At 71.0% G+C, this 23,677-nt stretch carries 21 protein-coding genes; 9 read left to right on the top strand and 12 right to left on the bottom strand.

Annotated features, from left to right (window positions below; all coding sequences use genetic code 11):
• From CLM62_RS44760 to CLM62_RS44745, 4 genes are all read right to left on the bottom strand, one after another.
• A partial coding sequence (locus CLM62_RS44760) for a hypothetical protein (RefSeq protein WP_143659267.1) occupies positions 1-273 on the bottom strand: 273 nt, incomplete at its 3' end.
• 281 nt (positions 274-554) lie between these two features.
• Positions 555-1,661, bottom strand: a complete 1,107-nt coding sequence (locus CLM62_RS44755; RefSeq protein ID WP_095755641.1) for an ATP-binding protein — start codon at positions 1,659-1,661, stop codon at positions 555-557.
• Positions 1,658-2,395, bottom strand: a complete 738-nt coding sequence (locus CLM62_RS44750) for a response regulator transcription factor (protein ID WP_095755640.1) — start codon at positions 2,393-2,395, stop codon at positions 1,658-1,660. Before CLM62_RS44750 ends, CLM62_RS44755 begins: the two co-directional genes overlap by 4 nt.
• A gap of 123 nt (positions 2,396-2,518) precedes the next feature.
• Positions 2,519-3,208, bottom strand: coding sequence for a spermidine synthase (locus CLM62_RS44745; RefSeq protein WP_095755639.1), 690 nt, complete (start codon positions 3,206-3,208; stop codon positions 2,519-2,521).
• A 190-nt stretch (positions 3,209-3,398) separates the two neighbouring features.
• On the opposite strand from CLM62_RS44745, the gene CLM62_RS44740 reads away from it, so the two are divergent.
• The 3 genes from CLM62_RS44740 to CLM62_RS44730 all read left to right on the top strand — a co-directional run bounded on the left by CLM62_RS44740 (position 3,399) and on the right by CLM62_RS44730 (position 7,742).
• Complete coding sequence (locus tag CLM62_RS44740) at positions 3,399-4,250, top strand: rhomboid-like protein (protein ID WP_373559244.1); 852 nt, start codon at positions 3,399-3,401, stop codon at positions 4,248-4,250.
• 353 nt (positions 4,251-4,603) lie between these two features.
• The gene (gene lon, locus CLM62_RS44735; RefSeq protein WP_095755638.1) at positions 4,604-7,036 is read left to right on the top strand and encodes an endopeptidase La; all 2,433 of its coding nucleotides are present in this window, start codon (positions 4,604-4,606) and stop codon (positions 7,034-7,036) included.
• A gap of 187 nt (positions 7,037-7,223) precedes the next feature.
• Complete coding sequence (locus CLM62_RS44730; RefSeq protein ID WP_095755637.1) at positions 7,224-7,742, top strand: MarR family winged helix-turn-helix transcriptional regulator; 519 nt, start codon at positions 7,224-7,226, stop codon at positions 7,740-7,742.
• A 95-nt stretch (positions 7,743-7,837) separates the two neighbouring features.
• On the opposite strand, the gene CLM62_RS44725 is transcribed toward CLM62_RS44730, so the two are convergent.
• Positions 7,838-8,638, bottom strand: coding sequence for a protein phosphatase 2C domain-containing protein (locus CLM62_RS44725; protein WP_095755649.1), 801 nt, complete (start codon positions 8,636-8,638; stop codon positions 7,838-7,840).
• Positions 8,639-9,005: 367 nt separating this feature from the next.
• Between CLM62_RS44725 and CLM62_RS44720 the strand changes: the two genes are divergently transcribed.
• The 5 genes from CLM62_RS44720 to CLM62_RS44700 are packed head-to-tail and all read left to right on the top strand — an operon-like array spanning position 9,006 to position 14,735.
• A complete protein-coding gene (locus tag CLM62_RS44720) occupies positions 9,006-11,840 on the top strand; it encodes a nitrate- and nitrite sensing domain-containing protein (protein WP_095755636.1) in 2,835 nt (944 codons plus the stop codon).
• Entirely contained in the window at positions 11,837-12,361 is a 525-nt protein-coding gene (locus tag CLM62_RS44715) for a roadblock/LC7 domain-containing protein (protein WP_095755635.1), read from the top strand. The genes CLM62_RS44720 and CLM62_RS44715 overlap by 4 nt, the downstream gene beginning before the upstream one ends.
• Positions 12,358-12,777: a DUF742 domain-containing protein gene (locus tag CLM62_RS44710; RefSeq protein ID WP_095755634.1), complete on the top strand. Its 420-nt coding sequence runs from the start codon at positions 12,358-12,360 to the stop codon at positions 12,775-12,777. Before CLM62_RS44715 ends, CLM62_RS44710 begins: the two co-directional genes overlap by 4 nt.
• Positions 12,758-13,423: an ATP/GTP-binding protein gene (locus tag CLM62_RS44705; protein ID WP_095755633.1), complete on the top strand. Its 666-nt coding sequence runs from the start codon at positions 12,758-12,760 to the stop codon at positions 13,421-13,423. The genes CLM62_RS44710 and CLM62_RS44705 overlap by 20 nt, the downstream gene beginning before the upstream one ends.
• A 58-nt stretch (positions 13,424-13,481) precedes the next feature.
• Positions 13,482-14,735, top strand: coding sequence for a styrene monooxygenase/indole monooxygenase family protein (locus tag CLM62_RS44700; protein WP_095755632.1), 1,254 nt, complete (start codon positions 13,482-13,484; stop codon positions 14,733-14,735).
• On the opposite strand, the gene CLM62_RS44695 is transcribed toward CLM62_RS44700, so the two are convergent.
• The 5 genes from CLM62_RS44695 to CLM62_RS44675 all read right to left on the bottom strand — a co-directional run bounded on the left by CLM62_RS44695 (position 14,653) and on the right by CLM62_RS44675 (position 18,491).
• On the bottom strand, positions 14,653-15,837 hold the full coding sequence (locus CLM62_RS44695) for a C40 family peptidase (RefSeq protein WP_095755631.1): 1,185 nt from the start codon (positions 15,835-15,837) through the stop codon (positions 14,653-14,655). The two genes, CLM62_RS44700 and CLM62_RS44695, sit on opposite strands and share 83 nt — an antisense overlap.
• A 129-nt stretch (positions 15,838-15,966) precedes the next feature.
• Positions 15,967-16,266 carry a hypothetical protein gene (locus CLM62_RS44690; protein WP_095755648.1) on the bottom strand — a complete coding sequence of 100 codons (300 nt, stop codon included), beginning with the start codon at positions 16,264-16,266 and terminating at the stop codon, positions 15,967-15,969.
• A 142-nt stretch (positions 16,267-16,408) separates the two neighbouring features.
• Positions 16,409-17,056 (bottom strand): TetR/AcrR family transcriptional regulator, encoded by a 648-nt coding sequence (locus tag CLM62_RS44685; RefSeq protein ID WP_095755647.1) that lies wholly within the window; start codon positions 17,054-17,056, stop codon positions 16,409-16,411.
• A gap of 36 nt (positions 17,057-17,092) precedes the next feature.
• The gene (locus tag CLM62_RS44680; RefSeq protein WP_095755630.1) at positions 17,093-18,031 is read right to left on the bottom strand and encodes a diiron oxygenase; all 939 of its coding nucleotides are present in this window, start codon (positions 18,029-18,031) and stop codon (positions 17,093-17,095) included.
• A 121-nt stretch (positions 18,032-18,152) separates the two neighbouring features.
• Positions 18,153-18,491, bottom strand: a complete 339-nt coding sequence (locus CLM62_RS44675) for a hypothetical protein (protein WP_143659265.1) — start codon at positions 18,489-18,491, stop codon at positions 18,153-18,155.
• A 177-nt stretch (positions 18,492-18,668) separates the two neighbouring features.
• On the opposite strand from CLM62_RS44675, the gene CLM62_RS44670 reads away from it, so the two are divergent.
• A complete protein-coding gene (locus CLM62_RS44670) occupies positions 18,669-20,627 on the top strand; it encodes a nitrate- and nitrite sensing domain-containing protein (RefSeq protein WP_179382488.1) in 1,959 nt (652 codons plus the stop codon).
• A 182-nt stretch (positions 20,628-20,809) separates the two neighbouring features.
• Here CLM62_RS44670 and CLM62_RS44660 read toward each other — a convergent pair whose 3' ends face one another.
• Positions 20,810-22,279 carry a penicillin-binding transpeptidase domain-containing protein gene (locus tag CLM62_RS44660; RefSeq protein ID WP_095755627.1) on the bottom strand — a complete coding sequence of 490 codons (1,470 nt, stop codon included), beginning with the start codon at positions 22,277-22,279 and terminating at the stop codon, positions 20,810-20,812.
• A gap of 16 nt (positions 22,280-22,295) precedes the next feature.
• Complete coding sequence (locus tag CLM62_RS44655; RefSeq protein ID WP_179382487.1) at positions 22,296-23,666, bottom strand: FtsW/RodA/SpoVE family cell cycle protein; 1,371 nt, start codon at positions 23,664-23,666, stop codon at positions 22,296-22,298.
• Positions 23,667-23,677: the final 11 nt, after the last annotated feature.

Below are 23,677 nucleotides of genomic sequence, written 5' to 3'. Positions count from 1 at the left end.
CTGGGCCGGCGGCGCGGCGGCGGACGGGGCCGTGGTGGTGCCTGCGGCCCCCGCGGCCGCAGTACCCGCCGGAGCCGAGGCGGCGGCCGCACCCGGCTTGTAGTCGGCGAAGAAGTCCCACCAGGCGCGGTCTACCGAATTCGGGTCCTGGAGGTACTGCTGATAGATCTCGTCGACGAGCCACTCGTTGGGACCGAACGCGGCAGCGGGGTTCTTGCCCGCTTGGTCGGCGTCGGTCGAGATGCTCGAGTTACTGGGGGACTGTGGCGACACGGCGGCAACCGCCCTCTTCCGCTTCACAAGGTGATGGACAGCGGGAATCAAGGCTACGCCTCCAAGACCGGGAAGGTCAGGCCGGGCCCGTTGATCGTCGCGTAAGTCACATCAAACAGCGTGTTTCAGGGGTGGAAATGGCGGGAAACAAGCGTGGTTCCGCATCAGGGGGGATGGGCTGAGCGGGCCCAGGCGCGACGACGGCGCGGGCCTGTGCCTGATCACACGTGTCCGACAGCGTGGACGCCCGTGGATCTTGTGGCTCCGCTTCGAACTTTACGTCAACTTGGCAAAGATGGAAGTCCCGGGAGGGTGACAAGAATCCGGCAACCCCGCTCGGATTCGGCCACTCCGATCCGGCCCCCGTGCAGATCCACCGCCCAGCGGGCGATCGCCAGACCGAGTCCCGTGCCGCCGTCGCTGCCGGGGCCGTGCGGCCGGCTGACGTTGCCCCGGTTGAAGCGCTCGAAGACGCGACGCCACTCCGACCGGGGAATGCCGGGACCCTCGTCGAGAACCTCCAGCTCCAGCGACTCCGGGGCGCTGCCACGCCGCGCCTTGACCGTGACCCGGCCGTGCGGCGGGCTGTGCTTGACCGCGTTGTCGATCAGGTTGGCGACGACCTGGTGGATCCGCTCCGGGTCGGCGTGCGCGGTCAGCTCCGGCGGGGACACGTCGAGGTGCAGATGGACGTCCGTACGGGTGTGGCTGCCGGAGCCGGACGCGATGCCCGCGCGCAAGGAGGCGACCATGTTGGCCTCCTTCAGCACGCCCGACAGGTACGGCCACACCTCGAAGCGCCGCTTGCGCAGCGGTACGACCCCGTTGTCCAGCCGCGACAGGTCGAGCAGCGTCTCCACGAGACGCCCCAGACGCTCGGTCTGCTTCAGGGCCGTACGCATCGTCTCGGGGTCGGCCTCCGTGACGCCGTCGACGATGTTCTCCAGGACCGCCCGCAGGCCCGCGATGGGCGTGCGCAGCTCGTGCGAGACATTCGCCACGAGCTCCTTGCGCTGCCGTTCCTGGGCCTCCAGGTCGTCCGCCATACGATTGATCGTCTGGGCCAGGTCGCCCAGCTCGTCGCGGTGGTTCTCACGCACCCGGCGCGTGTAGTCACCGTGCGAGATCGAGCGGGCCACCGCGTTCATCTCGTCCAGCGGCGCGGTGAGCGAATGCGCCACGAACTGCGTGAGCAGCAGTGTGGCGATCATCGAGAAGACCGTGATGAAACGCAGCTCGGTCTCGGTGCGCACGGCGATCAACGTCAGACCCGTGGTGATGAACACCGAGATGACGACCAGCGCGCCCAGTTTGGTCTTGATCGAGAACGGGCGTACGCCGCCCCAGGCGTCCCCGGGGCCTCTCCGTGCGGCCGGCCCGTCGCTCATGGCGTCGGCGTCTCCAGGGCGTAGCCCACGCCGTGCACCGTGCGGATCCGCTCGGCGCCGATCTTCCGCCGGAGCGCCTTGATGTGGCTGTCGACCGTGCGGGTGCCGGAGGCATCCGCCCAGTCCCACACCTCGGCGAGCAGCTGCTCACGGGAGAGCACCGCGCGCGGGGTGTTCGCCAGGCACACGAGCAGGTCGAACTCCGTGGGCGTCAGGTGGACGTCCTCGGAGCGCACCCGTACCCGGCGCTGCGCGTGGTCGATCTCCAGCTCGCCCAGGCGCAGGATGCCGCTGCGCGGCGTGGCGGCGGCCAGCGCGGCCCGCTCCACCCGGCGCAGCAGTACGTGCACGCGCGCGGCCAGCTCACGCATCGAGAACGGCTTGGTCATGTAGTCGTCGGCGCCGACCCCGAGCCCGACCAGCATGTCGGTCTCGTCGTCGCGCGCGGTGAGCATCATCACCGGCACCGGCCGGGCGGCCTGTACGCGCCGGCAGACCTCCAGACCGTCGAAGCCGGGCAGCATGATGTCGAGGATCAGCAGATCGGGCTGCCAGGCCTCGGCCGTGTCCACGGCGGACGGACCGTCGCCCGCTGTTTGCACGAGGAATCCCTCGGCGCGCAGGCGGGTCGCGATGGCGTCCACGATCGTCGGATCGTCTTCGACGACCAGGACTCGGCGCTGTGCACCCGGAGTCGTCGCCGTGCCGTTGTGGGAGGTGTGTGTCTGCTCCATCGCCCGCCCCTGAGGTGTGCTTTCCGGAACCAGTGGGGTGATTCCTTGTCTGCGCATGACTGCGATTGACGCTTGAATGATCGGCGTCAGGGATGCAGCGTACGGGGAGTCACCTCGCATTTGCTATCCAGGCCGGACGGCGAGGTGTACGACGTCCGGAACGCCCCGGGCAACCGGGATCTCTTCGGTACGCACCCGTTGGAACCCGGCATTCCACAAGGTTCCCTCGAATTCCGGAGAGGGCTTGGCCGACCACACGGCCAGGACTCCTCCCGGTCTCAACACCCTTGCGCAGTTTGCCAGTCCGTCCGGCGAGTAGAGACCGCGGTTGCCCTCGGTGACGGTCCAGTCGGGGCCGTTGTCGACGTCGAGGCACAGGGCGTCGAATGTGTCGGAAGTCTCATTGACGAAAGCGACCAGATCCCTTTTCACAATTTCGGTGCGTGGATCGGCCAGCGCCCGCGAGGAGAGCGCCGACAGGGGCCCGTCGAGATGCCAGTCGATGATGGCGGCCTCGCGCTCGACCACCGTGATCCGGCCCCAGCGGGGATTCTCCGCGGCGTGTGCGAGCGAGAAACCGACACCGAGGCCCCCGATGAGCACACTCGGCCGCGCCCGCCCACCGAGGGCGTCGAGCGCCGCGTCGACGAGCCGCCGCTCCGAGCGGCCGTCGGAGGTGTCCATCAGGAAGCAGCCGTTTGCGACGATCTGCAGCAACGCGCCGTGCCGGCGCAGCACGACCTCGCCGTACGGGCCTTCGCGACGGTCCAGTACTTCGGGCGGGGCGTCGGGAATGTCGTACCAGGTGGCCATCTGCCCATCCTGGCACTTCCATGAGGGAACGCCCGAGTGAATTACCGGGCCGCGGCGGGGACTTGGCAGCAGCCGTCCGCTCCGGTTCGAACCTGACAAGTTGCTGTGAATGCGGACCTCCGTGGCGCCGGTCACAGACAGCGCCGCGCGGGGCGCGAAGGGTGGGCTGCGACGGAAGGAGCGCCTCACCGTGGAACGGACTGCGAGGGCCGACACGACGGCGGCGCCGAACGCGCCCGGTGTGCCGCACGGGGCGGCGCCTCCCACCGTGCCCCATCCGCCGTACGACGCATGCCTGCCCGCCGTCCCCGGGCTGCTGGACGCGATGCCGTGCCAGCGGGGCCCAGCCCCTCGGTCCGCCCCGGCGCCGGATTCCGTACGGGTCGCCAGGAACGGTTCCCTCCGCCCCTGGCGCCTGCTCCCCACGCCCACCGGGACGCCGTTCACCTTCGGGTACGCGGCCGTCCTCGCCGTCACCTCACTGATCAGCGAGTACGCCGACCCCGCGCTCGTGCACACCCTGCACCAGGCGTCCAGCACCGATGTGGCGCACCTCGTGCAGACGCCCGTGCTGGTGCTGGTGGCCAGCGCGCTGTGGATCGCGGGCGGGATCCTCTCGCCGTTCGCGATCGGCTTCCTGCTCGTCCTGACCGCGCTGGAGCGCCGGATCGGCGGGCCGCGCACGGCCTGCGTCTTCCTGCTCGGCCACGTCCTCGCGACCCTCGCGACCGAGGTGCCGGTGGGGCTCGCGGTGCTGGTCGGCCACCTCCCCGACAGCTCGCTGCACCGCCTCGACTACGGCGTCAGCTTCGGCGTCGCCGCCGGGGTGGGCGCCCTGGCCGCACTGCTCACACCCTGGCTGCGCTGGCCGCTCCTGGCCGCCTTCGGCGGCATGCTGACCCTGGACCTGCTCGCGTTCACGGACCCGATGACGAACTGGGGCCACCTGATGGCGTTCGCCATCGGGATCGCGACCTGGCCGTGGGTACGGCGGTGGGGCGGGGCTCGGCCGCTACGGGACCCCGTGCCCGACGGCGCTTGATTCGAGGGCCCGGCGGGGCACTGACTGTCCGGTCCCACTCATGCGGTCCCACTCATGCGGTCCCACTCATGCGGTCCCACTCACCCGGTCCCACTCACGCGGTCCTTCGTCGCCCCGCACCAGGCCGCAGGGGAAGGCCGAGGGCCGGCTGGGTGTTCTCGGACATACGGCCGGAGGCCACCACCGGGGTAGAGGCCACCAACGGCGTATCGGAGCGGTCATCCGCGCAGATGACAGGCCCGAATTCGGGGCCCTCCAAGGTGATCGCTGACAGCGAACGCCGCCCGGGGAACAATCCGAGGCTCACGTGCATTGAGTCGGCATAGCTCAACTTGACTGCCGAAGGGGAGATCATGGCTGCTGAGTCCACGGCGTTCACACCGCTCGCCCTGCCCGTGCTGCCGCTCGACGACGAGGTCGTGCTGCCCGGCATGGTGGTTCCGCTGGACCTGAATGACGCCGACGTACGCGCCGCGGTGGAGGCCGCCCAGGCCGCCGCCCGGTCGGAACCCGGAAAGCCGAAGGTTCTCCTGGTGCCACGCATCGACGGGACGTACGCGGGCACGGGTGTGCTCGGCACCGTCGAGCAGGTCGGCCGGCTGGCCGACGGCGACCCGGGCGCCCTGATCCGCGGCCGGGGGCGGGTGAAGATCGGCGCCGGGACGACCGGGCCGGGTGCGGCGCTGTGGGTCGAGGGGACGCGGCTCGACGAGCGCGTGCCCGACCCGCTGCCGGGGCACGTCACCGAACTGGTCAAGGAGTACAAGGCGCTGGCCACGGCCTGGCTGCGCAAGCGCGGCGCCTGGCAGGTCGTCGACCGGGTGCAGGCCATCGACGACGTGTCCGCCCTCGCCGACAACTCGGGCTACTCGCCCTTCCTGACCACGGACCAGAAGGTCGAACTCCTCGAGACCGCCGACCCGGTGGCCCGCCTCAAGCTGGCCACGCAGCAGCTGCGCGACCACCTCGCCGAGCAGGATGTCGCCGAGACCATCGCCAAGGACGTCCAGGAGGGCGTCGACAAGCAGCAGCGGGAGTTCCTGCTGCGCCGACAGCTGGAAGCCGTACGCAAGGAGCTGCGCGAGCTGGGCGGCGAGAAGGAGGGCGAGGAGTCCGACGACTACCGCGCCCGCGTCGAGGCCGCCGACCTGCCCGAGAAGGTCCGCGAGGCCGCTCTCAAGGAGGTCGACAAGCTGGAGCGGTCGAGCGACCAGTCGCCCGAGGGCTCGTGGATCCGCACCTGGCTCGACACCGTGCTCGAACTGCCGTGGAACGAGCGAACCGATGACAGTTCTTCCGCGTACGACATCCGGGGCGCGAAGGAGATCCTCGACGCCGAGCACGCCGGCCTGGAGGACGTGAAGGAGCGGATCACCGAGTACCTGGCGGTGCGCAAGCGCCGCAGCGACCGGGGCCTGGGCGTCGTGGGCGGCCGGCGCGGTGGTGCCGTACTGGCCCTCGTGGGTCCGCCCGGCGTCGGCAAGACCTCGCTCGGCGAGTCCGTCGCCCACGCGATGGGCCGGAAGTTCGTCCGGGTGGCGCTGGGCGGCGTCCGGGACGAGGCGGAGATCCGCGGGCACCGGCGTACGTACGTCGGCGCGCTGCCCGGCCGTATCGTCCGCGCCATCAAGGAGGCCGGGTCGATGAACCCGGTGGTCCTGCTCGACGAGATCGACAAGGTGGGCTCGGACTTCCGCGGCGACCCGGCGGCGGCCCTGCTGGAGGTGCTCGACCCCGCGCAGAACCACACCTTCCGGGACCACTACCTGGAGGTGGAGCTGGACCTGTCGGACGTCGTCTTCCTCGCCACCGCCAACGTCCTGGAGGCCATCCCGGAGGCGCTGCTCGACCGTATGGAGCTGGTCCGGCTCGACGGCTACACCGAGGACGAGAAGATCGTCATCGCGCGCGACCACCTGCTGCCGCGCCAGCTGGAGCGGGCGGGGCTCGAGAAGGACGAGGTCGTCGTCGACGAGGGCGCGCTTCGCAAGCTGGCCGGCGAGTACACGCGTGAGGCGGGTGTCCGCAACCTGGAGCGGTCCATCGCCCGGCTGCTGCGCAAGGTCGCGGCCCAGCACGAACTGGGCGAGCGGAAGCTGCCGTTCACGGTCGGCGAGGGTGACCTCCGCGACCTGATCGGCCGGCCGCACCACGTGCCGGAGTCCGCGCAGGATCCGGCCGAGCGGCGCACGGCGGTGCCGGGCGTGGCGACGGGCCTCGCGGTCACCGGAGCGGGCGGTGACGTCCTGTTCGTCGAGGCGTCGCTGGCCGACCCGGAGACGGGCGCGGCGGGTCTGACCCTGACGGGCCAGCTGGGCGACGTCATGAAGGAGTCGGCGCAGATCGCGCTGAGCTTCCTGCGCTCGCACGGCGCGGAGCTCGAACTCCCGGTGGCCGACCTGAAGGACCGGGGCGTGCACATCCACTTCCCGGCGGGCGCGGTGCCGAAGGACGGCCCGAGCGCGGGCGTCACGATGACGACGGCGCTGGCGTCGCTGCTGAGCGGCCGGCTCGTGCGGACGGATGTGGCGATGACAGGTGAGGTGTCGCTGACCGGGCGGGTCCTGCCGATCGGCGGCGTGAAGCAGAAGCTGCTCGCCGCGCACCGGGCGGGCGTCACGACGGTCGTCATCCCCAAGCGCAACGAGCCCGACCTGGACGACGTCCCCGCGGAGGTGCTGGACAAGCTGGACGTCCACGCCGTCACCGACGTCCGCCAGGTCCTGGAGCTGGCGCTGTCCCCGGCGACGAACGGGGCCGCGCCGGAGGTTCCGGTGGCGGCGTGACGGACGCCATCGGATAAGGCAAGGCCCGGGTTCTCGTGAGTGAGGTCCGGGCCTTCGCCGTACGGGGGGTATCGGCCGGGCCCGCGAGCTGCCGTTGGTCCAGCCCTGCGAAATACTGGCGGAGCTGCGGCGACAGCGGCGTGTGGCGGAAACTTTCAGGACCGGGAAGACCGAGGCAGGGGCTGACGTGCACGAAGACGGGAACGGCGACGAGAACGGCGACGGACGCCGAGCCGAAGCCGAGGTGTCGCCGAGCGGTGCGGGGCCGAGCGGTGCGGACCGGGAGTTCCTCGCGCTGGAGCGCGAGCTGACGGTTTTCCTACGGCGGGCTCGGGCGTCGTCGGGCGAGATGGCCCGCGAGGTCCATCCGGACCTGGAGTCGGCGGCGTACGGCCTGCTCGTACGCCTGGACGAGTGCGGCCGCCAGCGTGCCACCGAACTCGCTGCCTACATCGGCGTCGGCAAGGCCACCATGTCCCGTCAGCTGCGCGCCCTGGAACACCTCGGCCTGATCGCCCGCGAACCCGACCCCGCCGACGGCCGCGCCTGGCTCGTCCACCTCACCGAGGAGGGCCGCAGCCGGGTCGGCAAGGTCCGCGAGGCCCGCCGGGCGCGGTACGTGAGCCAGCTCGCGCACTGGGACCGGCGGGAGGTGGCGGAGCTGGCGCGGTTGCTGCACCAGCTGAACCGAGGGATGGAGAAGTAGGCCGCGTCGGCGGGTAGGTAATTGGCAGATCTGTTCCACCGAGGCGGGTGCGTGACCTGGGGTTTTCTCTGGCGGGGGTGGAACAGATCTGCCAATTACTGCTTGAGCGGCAGCTCCACGTACACCACCGTCGCGTCATCGTGCGTCTTGCTCCGGCCCAGATACGCCCGCTCCTCCGCGTCCCTCCGCTCCAGCCCCCGCACCCGCTCCACCAGCGCCCCCGCCCCCTCCTTCCGTACGAAGGTGAAGCAGTCCCCCCAGCCGCCCTCCCGGAACTTCTCCACCCACCGCGTCGCCCCGTCCGTGAGGGCGACCAGGGCGCGGACCTCCGAGCGGGGCAGGGTGCCCGTCACCGCTCTCCCCGCAACCGACGGATCCGCCGCCGCCGTGAAGAAGCCCCCCTCCTTGTTGCGGAGCGTCGAGTCGACCAGCGCGTCCGTGGCCAGAGCCGAGCGGGGGAGGCGGGAGAGGCGGTCGTCCAGCACGGGGGTGACCGAGCCCGTCGGTGACTCCAGCAACAGTGCCGAGTCCGACAGGACCAGGTACTCCACCGTCTGCGGGGACCAGCGCGCCACAACCACCGTTGCCTGAGGGGTACGTGGGTGAGAAAGGTCACAAGTGGCCGAGTGGGACTCGGCTGTTCGGAGAATTGCCTGCGACAGGATCTCCGGCAGCGTCACATCTCGGCGGGAAACGGTCAGTTCGGTCAGCGCCCCGCCGAGGCGCGCGGTGAACCAGGGCACGGAATGCAGACAGCCCGTGGCGTCCTTCGGTGGTGTCACCCCGTCCAGGACCACGAGTGCTCCGCCCAGTCCGGAAGCCGGAAGTCCGACACTCGCGAAGTCCTCGTTGGGGCGGGCCGGATCACCAGAGGCCGAAACAAGCTCCGTACGCATCCGGCCAGTCTGCACGAGCTCTTCACAAGGTGCGCGAAAGGCTGGCATCTGTTGCCGAATTGACGAACCCTCGCAGGTCAGGAGCCTGCTTTGGGGTGGAATGATGCGCTCCGGGAAGACGTGGCGGCGAATACTGCCACCGCCCGCCGCAGACGTCCAACCGGCCCGCCCGGCAAGGGTGTCGGATGCGCCGCAGGAACTTGCCCGCCAACTCTCCTCCGATGTTCACTCCTTCGGGTGGCGGGTCTGGTGATGCGCGGCCACTGCCCACCGGCACTGGGAGGGTCGGGGTCCGTAACTGCGTGTACGCAGAGTCGGCACTAGTGACGGAGCGTAACCCGGGCCCATGGGTACTCACGAGTCAGGAATGCGAGCACCGGTGCAGAAGACGCGGCCTCGTCGCACAGGCAAGCAGGCAGCCTCCGGCAAAGGCGTGGAGCCCACGCCCGGCACCCCCAACTCCGGCATCGGCTCCGACACACCTGTCGGCAAGGGCCGGCCCACCCACGTACGCACCCGGCTCATTCTCGCCGTCGCCGTCGTGGCCGCCGCCATAGCCGGGGCCGGCGTCCCCTCCGTCGTCACCGCCTCCGGGGAACTGAGCGACGCGCAGGATCTGGTGACCCTCGCCGAGCAGACCCAGGACGCCCTCGCGCTCGCCCACTCGCTCGCCGACGAGCGGGACGAGGTCACCTCCTACATCGCCGCCGGGCGGTCCAAGTCCAAGGCGCCCAGCGAGCAGCGCAGCGTCCGCGTCGACCGGCAGGTCGAGGAGCTGCGGGCCGACGGGGACGCGCCCGCCTCCCTGCGCGGCGACCTCGACGGCATAGACGCCGTACGGCGAGCGGCGCTCACCGGCAAGAGCAGCGCTGTCGAAGCGCACCAGGCCTACTCCACCACCATCACCGAGCTCCACCGGCTCGCCGAGGGACTGGCCGAACAGATGCCGCCCCGCGCGGGCTCCGGCACGTACGCCCTCGCCGAGCTGGACTCCGCCGTCCAGCAGGCCGCCGCCACCCGCGGGCTCCTCCTCGCGGCCCTCAGCGTGCCGACGACGACCCAGACCGTCATCGACCCCGTCACCGGCCTGCCGACGACCGAGCGGACCACCTCGGACGCCGACGCCAAGCTGCGCGACGCCCTGACCGCCGCCGCCCAGCAGGCCCGTCTCCGCTCCGACGCCGCCCTCGCCGACTTCCAGGACTCCGCGCCCAAGGCCGCCGTCACCTCGTACGACTCGACCGTCACCGGCCCCGAGGTCAACTCCGCCGAGAAGTACCTCGCCACCCTCACCGACCAGCCGACCCTGAGCGACGGCGAACTCGGCACCAGCGCCACCAGGGTCGACGCCGCCCTCTCCGCCCGCATCGACGCGATGCGCGGTGCGGAGGCCGCCCTGTACGACCGCAAGGTCAAGGACCTCGCCCAGCTGCGCGACGACGACGTCACCGCGCTGGAGATCCGGATCGCCGTCCTCGGCGCCCTCATCCTGCTGGCCGTCGGCATCGCCACCGCCATGGCCCGCACCCTCACCCGGCCGCTGTCCGTCCTGCGGCGCGGCTCGGCCCGGCTCGCCGAGGCGGAGGACCCCACCGCCCAGGAACCGGTCACCTTCACCGGCCGCAACGACGAGTTCGCCCAGGTCGTCCGCTCCGTCAACGCCCTGCACGCGCACGCCGTCGCCCTCGCCGAGCGCGTCACCACGCTGGAGGCCGACCGCAAGCACCTGGTCGGCCAGCGGCAGAAGATGGCCGACGCTCGCGAGCAGCTCAAGACCGAACTCGCCGAGTCCGCCGCACAGTTGGAACGGCTGCGCACCGGCATCTCCGCCACCTTCGTCAACCTCGCGCTGCGCACACTCGGTCTCGTCGAGCGGCAACTCGCCGTCATCGAGGGCCTGGAGGAGCGCGAGCAGGACCCGGACCGGCTCGCCACGCTCTTCAAGCTGGACCACTTCGCCACGGTCATGCGCCGGCACAGTGAGAATCTCCTCGTCCTCGCAGGCACCGAGCATGTCCAGCAGAGCGCGGGACCGGTCCCGCTGGTCGACGTCGTACGCGCCGCGGTCAGCGAGATCGAGCGGTACGAGCGTGTCCGCATCGCCGCGCTGCCGCCGCACGCGCACGTGGCCGGCTTCGCCGCGGACGACCTCTCCCACCTCCTCGCCGAACTCATGGAGAACGCCACCTCGTTCTCCCCGCCCGACCTGCCCGTCGAGGTCTCCGGCTGGCTCCTGGAGAGCGGCGAGGTCATGCTCTCCGTCCACGACGAGGGCATCGGCATGACCGCCGACCGGATGAGCGCCCTCAACTCCCGGCTCGCCGACTTCGACCCCGACACCCCGTACGACTCCTACGACCACGACGGTGAAGAGGGCCTCGGCCTCGGCCTGTACGTCGTGGCCCGCCTCGCCCACCGGCACGGCGTGCGGGTGCAGCTGCGCGAGCAGAAGCAGGGCGGCGTCGCCGCCGTCGTGGTCCTGCCGAAGACACTGCTGGCGGCCGCACCGTCCGCCGCCGTCCCGGTATCGTCCGCGTCCTCGTCCTCGCCGCTCACCGCGGGCACGCACAGCTTCTCCCTGCCGGGAGCGGACGCGGAGGTCAACTCCAACGTCCTGCGCGGCCGTTCGGAGAGCGGCGACCCGCTGGTGGCACTCGCGGAGAAGGCCGTACGCCGGTCCGAGGCGACGACACCGGACGAGGACCCGGCACCGCAGGCCCCAGAGCCGGAGACCCCGGCACCGAAAGCCCCGGCACCGGAGATCCCGGCCGAGACCACGATGGCACTCCTGGTCCCGACTCCCGCGGCCGCCGACGGTGAGGACGCCCCACAGGGGCCACCCGCACCCGACGACGAAAGCAGCACGGGTGGTGCGGGTGGGAACGAAACCGTCGAAGGCGAAGCCGAGACGGAACACGAACGCACCCCGGACGCCCCGGAAGAACTTGTCACCGACAAGGGCCTCCCCAAGCGCACCCCCAAGATCACCGCCCCCGCCCCGCTGCCCCGCCAGCGCAGCGGCTCCGTGGACGCCGAAGCTCTCCGCCGCCGCCTCGGCGGCTTCCGCCGGGGGGCGGAGGCCGGCTACCGCGACGTAGAGGTGGAGATCGCCGAACAGACCGGCCGGACGAACAGGCCCGCAGTAGGAAACGCAGCATCCGAAGAAGCCACGGGGGGCACAGTCGAGGAGGCAAGCAGTTGACCGCGCCCAGTACCTTCGGAACCTTCGGACTGAGCCGTGAGGCCCGCAATCTTCACTTTCTGCTGACCAATCTCGTCGAGGAGGTGCCGGGCATCCGGTCGGTCGCCGTCGTCTCCTCCGACGGCCTGCTGCTGCTCTCCTCGGACCCCGGCCGAAACGCAGAAGCACGGGAAACACGCGACGAGAAACCCACCGGCCCCCGCGGCTCCTCCGCCGACCTGGCCACCATCGTCTCCGGCATCGGCAGCCTCACCATCGGCGCCGCGAAGCTGATGGAGTCCGGGCCCGTGAAACACACGATGGTCGCGATGGACGAGGGCAGCCTCTTCGTGATGTCGATCAGCGACGGCTCGCTGCTCGGTGTACACGGCTCCGCGGACTGCGACATGAGCGTGGTGGCGTACCACATGGCGCTGTTCGTGGGCCGCGCCGGACACGTCCTGACACCCGAACTCCGCAGCGAGCTACGGCAGTCCCTGGAGAACGACCTGGAGTCCAAGTCGACGGGGAGTACCCGATGACCAGTACGCCGAAGAAGCTGCCCGTGCGCGGCGCGGACCGCAAACCCGCCCGCGTGCGCCCCTACTCGCTCACCGGCGGACGTACCCGCTTCGGGCACGTCCTGCTGGTGGAGACGTTCGTAGCGAGCACCGCGGCCCTCGAAGCCCCCGAGGACCGCAAGGAACTGACGAATGGGTCCCTCACCACCCGGGTCATGCCGGAGATGAGGGCCATCGTCGAACTGTGCCGCCGTATGCGCACGGTGGCCGAGATCGCCGCGCTGCTGAAGATGCCGCTCGGCGTGGTCCGCGTGCTGCTCAGCGACCTCGCGGACCAGGGAAAGATCCGTGTGTACGGAACCGGAACCGGTCACGGCACGGGCCGTCCGGACCGCGCTCTGCTGGAAAGGGTGCTGAGTGGACTCCGTCGTCTCTGATGCCGCCCGTGGCATCCCCGCCCCTCGGGGCTTCGCTCCCCTTGTTGGGTCCGGCGATCCCGACGAAAACCTGAAGTCCTGGCAGACGGACCCCACCCGGGCCCCCATCGCCACGAAGATAGTCGTGGCGGGCGGGTTCGGCGTCGGAAAGACCACGCTGGTCGGCGCCGTCTCGGAGATCACGCCCCTGCAGACCGAGGCGCTGATGACCGAGGCGAGCGAGGAGCACGACGACCTCACCGCCACGCCCGGCAAGTCGACGACCACCGTGGCCATGGACTTCGGCCGCCTCACGCTCGACGACGACTTGGTGCTCTACCTGTTCGGCACGCCGGGCCAGCAGCGGTTCTGGTTCATGTGGGACGACCTGGTGCGCGGTGCGATCGGCGCGGTCGTGATGGCCGACACCCGGCGCCTGAAGGACTGCTTCCCGGCGCTGGACTACTTCGAGAGCTGCGGGCTGCCGTACGTCGTCGCGGTGAACCACTTCGACGGCAGCGAGCGGTTCGAGCCGGAGGACGTGCGGGAGGCGCTCACGATCCCGCGGCACATACCTGTCATGATCATGGACGCGCGGCGCCGGATCTCGGTGATCGAAACCCTGCTGGCGCTCGTGGCTCACGCACTCGAGGAAACCCCCGAGTAACCGTCCAGTAGCCGTCGTCCAGTAGTCGTCGTCCAGCAGTCGAGGAGACACCACCCGCATGCGGAAGATACTCGTCGTCGGAGCCGGCCAGTCCGGGCTCCAGCTCGCCCTCGGACTCCAGTCGCACGGGTACGAGGTCACCCTGATGTCCAACCGGACCGCGGACGAGATCCGCTCCGGCCGGGTGATGTCGACGCAGTGCATGTTCCACACGGCACTCCAGCACGAGCGCGACCTCCAACTGAACTTCTGGGAGTCCCAGGCCCCGAAGATCGAAGGACTCGGCGTCTCGGTCGCGGCCCCCGGCTCGCACGACCCCGGCCCGACGCAGCGGGCGATCGACTGGGTGGGCAAGCTGGACGGGTACGCGCAGTCCGTCGACCAGCGGGTGAAGATGGCCGGCTGGATGGAGACGTTCGCGCAGCGCGGCGGCCAGCTGGTCATCCACGGCGCGGCGGTCGGCGACCTCGACTACTTCTCCCGTACGTACGACCTGGTGCTGGTGTCGGCGGGCAAGGGCGAGCTGGTGCAGATGTTCGGCCGGGATCCGGAAAGGTCCCCCTACAGCGAGCCGCAGCGGGCCCTGGCGGTCTCGTACGTCCACGGCCTCGGCCCCCGCCCGGAGCACCCGGACCTGGAGGCGGTCCGCTGCAACCTGGTCCCCGGCGTCGGCGAGCTGTTCGTCATGCCGTGCCTGACCACCTCCGGCCGTGCGGACATCCTCTTCTGGGAGGGCATACCCGGCGGCCCGCTCGACGTCTTCAACGGCGTCAAGGACCCGGCGGAGCACCTCTCCCTGACCCTGGAACTCATGGAGAAGTTCGTCCCCTGGGAACACACGCGGGCCGACAAGGTGGAACTGACCGACGCGGGCGGGGTGTTGAGCGGCCGTTACGCTCCGACCGTCCGCAACCCCATCGGCCGGCTGCCCGGCGGAGGCCTCGTCCTCGGCGTCGCCGACGTGGTCGTCGCCAACGACCCGATCACCGGGCAGGGCTCCAACTCGGCGTCCAAGTGCGCGGCTTCGTATCTCGCGTCGATCCTCGAGCACGGGGACAAGGAGTTCGACGAGGCGTGGATGACGGCGACCTTCGAGCGCTACTGGGACACCGCGCAGTACGTCACCAAGTGGACCAACGCGATGCTGGCTCCGCCGCCGGAGCATGTGCTCAACCTGGTGGGGGCGGCGGGGCAGATGCCGCCGGTCGCGGATCGGTTCGCCAACGGGTTCAATGATCCGGCGGACTTTGAGAACTTCTTTTATGAGCCGGAGAAGACGCAGGCGTATCTGGCTTCGGTGGCTGGGGTCTAGTCGCCGTGGGGGGTGCGGGGGCTGGCGGCTGCGGGTCTTGTGTGGCCGGCCGCGCCTCTGGTGGGTCATCCGGGCGTACGGCTCCCAGGATCGGGTTGGATGCGATCGGGGAGAACGAGACCTGCTCGCCGGGGCGCGGGGCCTCCACCACCACCCCGTCCCCGAGATACATCGCCACGTGCGTCGCCTCAGGGAAGTAGATCACCAAGTCCCCGGGTCTCAGCTCGTTCAGCGGGATCTTCGGCAGCCGTGCCCACTGCTCCTGGCTGGTGCGGGGGATGGGCTTTCCGGCGCTCGCCCACGCCTCGGACGTCAGGCCTGAGCAGTCGTACGACTTCGGGCCCTCCGCACCCCATTCGTACGGCTTCCCGAACTGCTGTACGGCGTACCGCAGCGCGCGGTCGCCCTCCTTGGACGGTTTCCGGTCGTCGCCGAGCGCGCCGGACGCCATGAACCTCTCCTGCGCCTTCGCGATGCCGTTCTTCTCGAACTCGGCCAGTGCGGTGAGCTGTTCGGCGGTGAGGGAGGCGAGGAGTTTCTCGACGTCCTTGAGACGCTTCTGTACGGCGTCCCGGTCCTTCTTCTGCCGTTCGGCGAGGGCGAGCTGCTTGTCCAGGGCCTTGCGGGCCTCGCGCGTCAGCTCGCCGGCCTTCTTCTCGCTCACCGTCAGCCTGCCCACGGTCTCGGCTCGCTCCCGTGCCAACTGGCCGATCACATGTCCCTGGTCGAGGGCGTGCTGCGGGTCGCGCGCGAGCAGCAGCCGTACGTAGGGGGAGATGTCGGTGCTGTTCTGGTACTGCTGCCGGGCCAGGCGCCCTGCCACCCCTCGGCTGTCGTGCAGGGAGAGCCGGGTGCGGGCCAGTTCGGCGTCCAGCCGGGCCACCTCGGCGCGCTGCTTCTTCAGTCGCTCCTCGGTGGCGTTGTAGGTCTCGGTGGCCCGCTCGGCCTCCCGGTACCGGCGCTGAAGGTCCGTCAGCAGTTCGGAGACGGGGCGCTGACCCGGTGCGCGGGGCTCGAGGGCGGCCGCCGCGGGCAGGGGCGTAAGGGCGGTGCCGGCCGCCATCGCCGCCGTACAGACCAGACGTAGAAGCCTTCCTGACACGTCATCACCTCCGGTGCGCGGTAGGCGGACCCTCCGCGTCGTTCCGCATCGTGAGGATTAGACGTATATGAGGATTAGAGGCGTGTGCCGGGTTTACGTGCCCGGTGTACGCGGTTCGGCGCAACGAGGTCACCCATCGGTGTCGCCCGGCTTGCCAACCGGCCCGGCGTCCGGCTTGGACCAGGGCCACCTGAGCTTGCTCCCACGCTTGCCCTCGGGGTCGTACTCGTACTTCCACCCCTGCTGGAAGCCCAGCTTGCTGTGCCCGCGCGGCACGCGGCGGTAGACGAGCACGGTGGGCGGGCCGCCGGCGGCGTCCGGGACGGGGATGCGGTACGTCTTGGGCGGGTGCCCGGTGGGGCCCAGCAGTACGGGCAGCACGCGGCCGTCCATGGGGCCGCCCTCGAAGGGGGTGTCTTCGCTCTTCACGGCACCAGTGTCAGCCATCGGCCGCCGAGCCGGTTGTCACGGGCGTCCTCCGCCGGTGCCGGTTGTCCCGGGCATCCTGCCGGTTGTCCCGGGCGTCCTCCGCCGGTGCCCGTTGTCCCGGGCATCCTCCCCGCCGGTCGTTTCAGACGTCCTCCGCGAGCGCCTCGACCAGCGCCGAGGTCTGCGGGTCGCGGCGCGCGGTCACCGACAGGACCGCCACGAACTGCTCGACGAGCCAGTCCCGCAGTTCGTCGGCGGGCGGCTGCTTGTCCTCGTCCAGCCAGATGAGGGAGGCCGCCTCGACCGCCGTGATCCACATACGGACGGTCATCCGCAGCCGGGGACCGGGCTCCGTGACCTGCAGATGCCGCAGGATGTGCTCGGCGGCGGCCCGCCGTACGCCGTCCACGATGGCCGTCGTGCGGGAGGTCTCCACGACGCTGCCCCCTTGCAGCAGCGCGCTGAAACCGGCGTCGTGCTGGTCGACGAAGGTGAGGTAGCGGTCCAGGGCGCGGGCGAGCCGGGGGAGGAGCGGGCCCTCGCGGGGCTCGTCGAAGCACTGCTGGAGCTCCTCGGCGGCGGAGCGCAGGGCCGCCTCGTACAGCTGCTGCTTGCCGCCCGGGAAGTAGCGGTACACCAGGGGCCGCGACACCCCGGCCGCCTCCGCCACGTCGTCGAGCGACACGTCCTCGGGCACGCGGTGTGCGAAGAGGGTGAGGGCGGCGTCGAGGAGCTGGCTGCGGCGTTCCTCGACGCTCAGGCGGCGGTACGCGGGGGCCTGGGGGGTCATGACCAGCAGCGTATCGGCCCCGGCCCACGTCACACGCTAGGCCAACAGGCCAGACGACCTCCACAGCCGCCGCCCCACGCCCCGCAGCACCCCGATGTCGTCCAGGAAGTCGGTCAGCCGCTTCGCCCCCGTCCGCATGACCTCCCGGCGGTGCCCGCTCGCCTTCACCTGCGCCATGGCCTCCCGTTTGTCCAGTCCCACGTTCGTGTAGACCTCGGGATTTACGAACGCCACCGAGAACACCCGGGCGAACTCACCGGAGGTGACCCGGGTGAACTCCTGCGACCACTTCGGCGCCGTCACCATCTGCCGCCGCAGCTCCTCCCGGGCGTACCGCACATGCCGTGCCTCCTCCACCACGTGGATCCGCGTGACGCCCCGGATCAGCGTCTGCACCCGCTCGTCCGGGAAGGTCAGCCGCTGCATCCAGTCCAGGACCTCCTCGCCGAGCAGCGTGGCCGTGAAGGAACCCGGCGTGGTGGAGATGGTCTTGAACAGCCGACCGAGGGCCTGGTGCGGCCGGCTCACCGGGTACCAGGGCGTCCCGCCGTGCCTGATCAGCCGGGCGAACATCTTCGAGTGCCGGCACTCGTCCTCGATCTCGGTGAGCGCGTACCGCACATGCGCGCTCGTCGCCGCCTTGTCGTAGATGTGCCGCACGAGCAGCTGCATCAGGATGATCTCGAACCAGATCCCGAGCGAGGCGAGCGCGGCGGCCTCGTGCCGTGACAGCAGGATCCGCTGCTCCTCGCTCATCCGCTTCCACATCGGGGTGTCGTACAGCGACACCAGCTCCGGCGGCCAGAACCACTTGCCCTCCTCCAGGGGCGCGTCCCAGTCCAGCTCCTTGTCCGGGTCGAAGGAGTGCTTGGCGGAAGAGGCGAGCAGCCGCTCTGCCACCTGCTCCCGGTCCTTGAGCAGACCGAGCGCGTCACGCAGCCCGTCGAGCGCGTCGGCTTCCGTCAGGGTCGTCATGGCTGATTCACCTCGTTACCCGGGGTCACATCGTCCGGGATTTATGAGACTGCTTGTCAGCAAGGCCGTCAATCCCTTCCGCGTGACTTGTTGGCCATGACTGGCAGGGCGCCGGTGCGAATCAGGAGGACGTCGGTCCGAAGTCCGGGGGTTCGGGGAACACGACGGCGTCGATGCACTCCGCGATCTCGTGCGGGAGTCGGCCGAGCGGCAGTTCGCCCCTCTCCGACACCCTTAACTCCGCTCCGAAGGTCTCCGCGTAGGCGGAGCGAGGGCCGGTCAGTGTGAGGCTGATGCCCTGAAGGTCGTTCACCTCGAAGCCGCGTTCGGTGAAGAACGCGCTGACCCGCACCACATTTTCCGGCGCGGGCAGCATCGCCGCGACGATCCACGCCGTCGCGTCGGCCGGGGGCGTCTGCGGAGTGAGAATCACATGGGCTGACAGGGGCTGCTGGGTCACGGTATGTCCAAGGGTCGGAAGGTCCCGCCGGGCTATCGGTATATGACGGATGTCCAAGGAGAGCTGGTTCCGGCGGCCGGATCACAGTGGGCCCGGCCTGCACGTGAGTACCTGTGTACCGCCGTCTTACGGGCGGGAAACCGTCCTCTGACCGGCCCGCCCGTAGTCTCGACGGGCATGACGGGGAACGTACCGACCATCCTCCGCTCCACCCTGCGGGCGCCCGCCCTGCCCGGCTGGAGCTCCATCCGCGGGCGTATGGCCATCGTGCTGGCCGTCCCGACCTGCCTGCTGCTCGCCCTGATCGGGATCGGCGCCGCCGACCGGGCCGCCGACTGGTCCGCCGCCGGCGCGACCGAGGCGCATGTCGGCGTCCTGCTGCGCGTGCAGGATCTCGTCCGGGAGGTGCAGCGCGAACGGGGGCTCACCAACGGGCTGCTGGGCGGTGCCGAAGAGTACCGGGACGACGTGCGCGCCCAGCGGGGCCGTACCGACGAGGCGCGGGAGGCGCTCAGAGCGGCGCTCTCGGAAGAGAGCGGTGATCTGCCGCGGGCCGCCGTGTCCGCCCTCGACACCGCCGAGGCGCCTCTCGCCGCGCTCACGCAGACCCGGGTCGACGTCGACGCCGGGACCGCCGGCCGCGCCGCCACCCTGAACACCTACACCAAGGCCGTCACCGCCCTGATCGACGCCGAGTCCGCCGGCGCGCCCGAGGGCGACCGCCGTATCGCCCAGGGCGTGCAGGCGCTCCAGGCGCTGGCCCGCGCCACGGAGGCCGTCGCCCTCGAACGAGGCTCCCTCAACGGCGTGTTCGCCGCCGGGCGGTTCCGCTCCGGCGAGTACCTCGACTTCACCGAGATCCGCGCCATCCGCGTGGCCGCCATCGACCAGTTCCGCCAACTCGCCACCCGCGACGAGGAGCCCGCCCTCGACGACGCCTTCGCGACCGCCGCCGCCCGCCGCGTCACCGGCTACGAGCAGCAGGCCGAACGCGGTGCCGACGGCTCCGCCCTCACCGTCGCCCCCGCCCGCTGGTGGGCCGACATGACGACCCTCGTCGACGATCTGCACGACGTGCAGAAGCAGGTCGGCGACGATGTGGGCGCCCGGGCGGAGGAGACGGGGGACGCGGCCACCCGCCAGCTCGTCGGCTTCCTCGCCCTCGGCGGGCTCATCCTCGCCGTGGCCACCGCGCTCGCCGTGTTCTCGGCCCGCTCCATCACCCGCCCGCTGGGCGCCCTCGCCGACGAGGCGGACGCGGTGGCCGGCGCCCGGCTGCCCGCCGTGGTCCGGCACATTCAGCAGGCCGACCCCGACACCCCTCTCCCCGAGGAACCACACAAGCCCCAGCCTCCCGGAAGCGCACGGGAGATCAGCCGTCTGGCCGCCGCCCTGCGCAACGTCGAGCGCACCGCCGTCGACCTCGCCGCCGAGCAGGCCGTCCTGCGCCGCAACAGCACCGAGTCCCTGGCGAGCCTCGGCCGCCGCAACCAGACGCTCCTCAACCGCCAGCTCGGACTGATCACCACCCTGGAGAGCCAGGAACTCGACCCGGACGCGCTCTCCGAGCTCTTCGAACTGGACCACCTCGCCACCCGCATGCGGCGCAACGCCGAGTCCCTGCTCGTGCTGGCGGGCGAGGAGTCCCCGGCCCGCGTCTGGCGGGGAACGGTCGCCGTGCACGAGGTCGTGCAGTCGGCCGTCTCCGAGGTCGAGCAGTACCGGCGCGTCGCCGTGGCCGGAGTCGAGCCGTGCCGCGTCCGCGGCCATTGCGTCGCCGAACTCTCCCACCTGCTCGCGGAGCTGGTGGAGAACGCGCTGATGTTCAGCCCGCCGAAGCAGCCCGTCGAGGTCTACGGCTGGCGGGACGGCGGCGAGTACTGCCTCGCCGTCCTCGACCGGGGCATCGGCATGACCGCCGAGCGCATGGCGGAGGCCAACGCCCTGCTGTCCGGCCGGACCTCCTTCCTCAAGGCACCCACCCGGTTCCTCGGTCACCACGTCGTCGGCGCCCTCGCCGCCCGCCTCGGCGCACACGTCGAGCTGCGGCCGACCGAGGGCTCGGGCGTGACGGCCTACGTGGCCCTGCCGAGCTCGCTGGTCCAGGAGGTGTCAACCGCGGCCGCCGCCCGATGAACCTAGGGGGTGTTTTGAAAGTCCCGCACAGCACCCGCGGCGCCCGGCACGCACCCTCGCCGCACCGGCCAAAGGCCCAAGTAGCTCCGCTACGAGGGCCTTCGTCCGGCACGCCGAGGGCACGCACCGGACACCGCGGGCACCGCACGGGACTTTCAAAACACCCCCTAGCCCCGCCTCCATCACCGCCCGCCCGCTGAACCGAGCACCGCCTCCATCACCGCCCGCGCGATCGGCGCCGCGTCCCCGCCACCGCTGATCTCCCCGCGGTCCGCCTCCGCGTCCTCCACCACCACCGCGACGGCGACCTTGGCCTCCATGTGGCGGTCGCCCCGCGCCCAGGAGACGAACCAGGCGTACGGCGTGCCGGAGTTGCCGAGGCCGTGCTGGGCGGTGCCGGTCTTGCCACCGACGGTGGCGCCGGGGATGGCGGCCTTCTTGCCGGTGCCCTTCCTCACCACCTCCTCCATCAGCTTCCTCATCCGGGCGGCCGTCGACGGCTGCATCGCCTGCCGCACGGGGCGCGAGCCGGCCGTCGTCAGCGTGACGCCGCTCGCCCGGGTCGTCCGCTCCACCAGGTACGGCTGCCGCACCTGCCCCCCGTTCGCGACCGCCGCCGCGACCATCGCCATCTGGAGCGGCGTGGCCCGCGTGTTGTACTGGCCGATGGACGACAGCGCCAGCTGCGCCCTGTCCACGGTCGTGTCGAAGGTGCTCTGCGCCACCGAGAAGGGGATCCGCAGGGCCGTGTCGTTGAAGCCGAAGGCCTGTGCGGTGGCCGTCATGCCGGCCACGCCCACGTCCGCCCCCAGCTTCGCGAACACCGTGTTGCACGACCACTTGAAGGCCTCCCGCAGGGAGAGGTCCTCGCAGCCGTCGGACTCGTTGGTCAGCCTCGTCCGCGTCCCCGGCAGGCGGTAGGGGTCCGGCGAGTCGGTCGGCGCGTCGAGGTTCTTGATCACCCCCGCGTCCAGCGCGGCCGCCGCGGTGACCACCTTGAAGGTCGAGCCCGGCGGATAGGTCTTGCGCACAGCCCGGTTGAGCATCGGCTTGTCGGCGTCGCGGTTCAGCCGCGCCCAGGACCGGCCCACCGCCGCGTCGTTCCCGGACAGCGCCGCCGGGTCGTACGACGGGGTCGACACCAGCGCCAGGATCCGCCCGGTCGACGGCTCGATCGCCGCCACCGCGCCCTTGCGGTCGCCCAGCCCGTCGTACGCCGCCTCCTGCGCGGCCCGGTTGAGGGTGGTCACGACGTGGCCGCCCGGGTTCTGCGAGCGCGTGAAGTCGTTCCACAGCGGGAGCGGCGAGAGCATCGGGTCCGTGCCGGACAGGATGCCGTCCTCGGCGTGCTCCAGCAGGGTCGTCCCGTACTCCTGCGACGCGAAGCCGGTGACGGGCGCGTACAACGGGCCGTCGGCGTACGTCCGTTCGTAGCGGAGCTGCTCGCCGGTGTCCCGGGAGCCGGTGACCGGCTCGCCGCCGACCAGGATGTCGCCGCGCGGCTGGCCGTAGCGGGCGATGCTGGTGCGGCGGTTGGCCGGGTTGTCGTCGTAGGACCGGGCCTGGAAGACCTGGATGCGGGCGGCGTTGACCAGGAGGGCCACGAGCAGCAGGGCGCAGAAGCAGGCGGCGTGCCGGATGTAGCGTGTCAAGACGGCTCCTCGGGGGTCACGGGGCCACCTGCCCGTCGTACTGGCCGCGGGCCGAGTCGCTGACCCGGATCAGCAGCGCCACGATCGCCCAGTTGGTGACGACCGACGAGCCGCCCTGCGCCAGGAACGGCATCGCCATGCCGGTCAGCGGGATCAGGCCGGTCACCCCGCCCGCGATCACGAACACCTGAAGCGCCACGATCGACGCCAGCCCGACCGCGAGCAGTCGGCCGAAGGGGTCGCGCAGGGCGAGGCCCGCACGGTAGCCGCGCTCGACGAGAAGGGCGTAGAGGAGGAAGATCGCGCCCAGGCCCGCCAGGCCCAGCTCCTCGCCCGCCGTGGCCAGGATGAAGTCCGACTTGGCGGCGAAGCCGATGAGGATGGAGTGGCCGAGGCCGAGGCCGGTGCCGAGGATGCCGCCCGCCGCGAAGGCGAACAGGGACTGCGCGAGCTGGTTCGGTCCCTCGCCCGCCTCGATCGACGCGATCGGGTGCAGCCAGTCCTCGACCCTGCCGTGCACATGCGGCTCCAGCCAGCCCACGGCGACCGCGCCCAGCGCGGCCAGCAGCAGTCCGACGGTGATCCAGCCGGTGCGGCCGGTGGCGACGTAGAGGAGGACCACGAACAGGCCGAAGAAGAGCAGCGAGGTGCCGAGGTCGCGTTCCAGGATCAGCACGCCGACGCTCACCAGCCAGACGGCGACGATCGGGCCGAGGACGCGGCCGGTGGGCAGCTGCATCCTGGTGAACCTCCCGACCCTGCGGCCCGCGTACGCCAGCGCGTTGCGGTTGGCCGCCAGGTACGCGGCGAAGAACACCGCCAGCAGCACCTTCGCGAATTCGCCCGGCTGGATGGAGAACCCGGCGATCCGGATCCAGATGCGGGCGCCGTTCACCGCCGGGAAGAGGATCGGCAGGGTGAGCAGGACCAGGGCGGCGGCGACACAGACGTAGGAGTAGCGCTGCAGGACCCGGTGGTCGCGCAGCAGGAGCACCACCACGATGAACAGGGCCACGCCGAGCGTGGACCACATGAGTTGGGTGGGGGCCGCCCGGTCGTCGGGCGTCTCCAGGTCCAGCCGGTAGATCAGGACCAGGCCCAGGCCGTTGAGCAGGACGCCGATCGGGAGCAGGAGGGGGTCGGCGTACGGGGCGCGTAAACGCACCGCCAGATGCGCGAGGAGCGCGAGCACGCCGAGCCCGGCGCCGTAGCCGGCGGCGCCGGGCGGGACGGTGCCGTTCTTGGCCAGGCCGACATCGCAGTAGCCGTACACGGAGAGGAATACGGCCAAGACGATGAGGGCCAGTTCGATGCCACGGCGCCGTGGGAGGCGTGCGACGGGAGCGGGGGTGCCCGCTCGCACCATGGTGATTCCGGCCTTGGTCATGTCCGGAACTT

The sequence above is a fragment of the Streptomyces sp. SA15 genome, assembly GCF_002291145.1.
In the GTDB taxonomy this organism is placed as follows: domain Bacteria; phylum Actinomycetota; class Actinomycetes; order Streptomycetales; family Streptomycetaceae; genus Streptomyces.
This window is presented reverse-complemented; position numbering and strand designations above follow the sequence as displayed.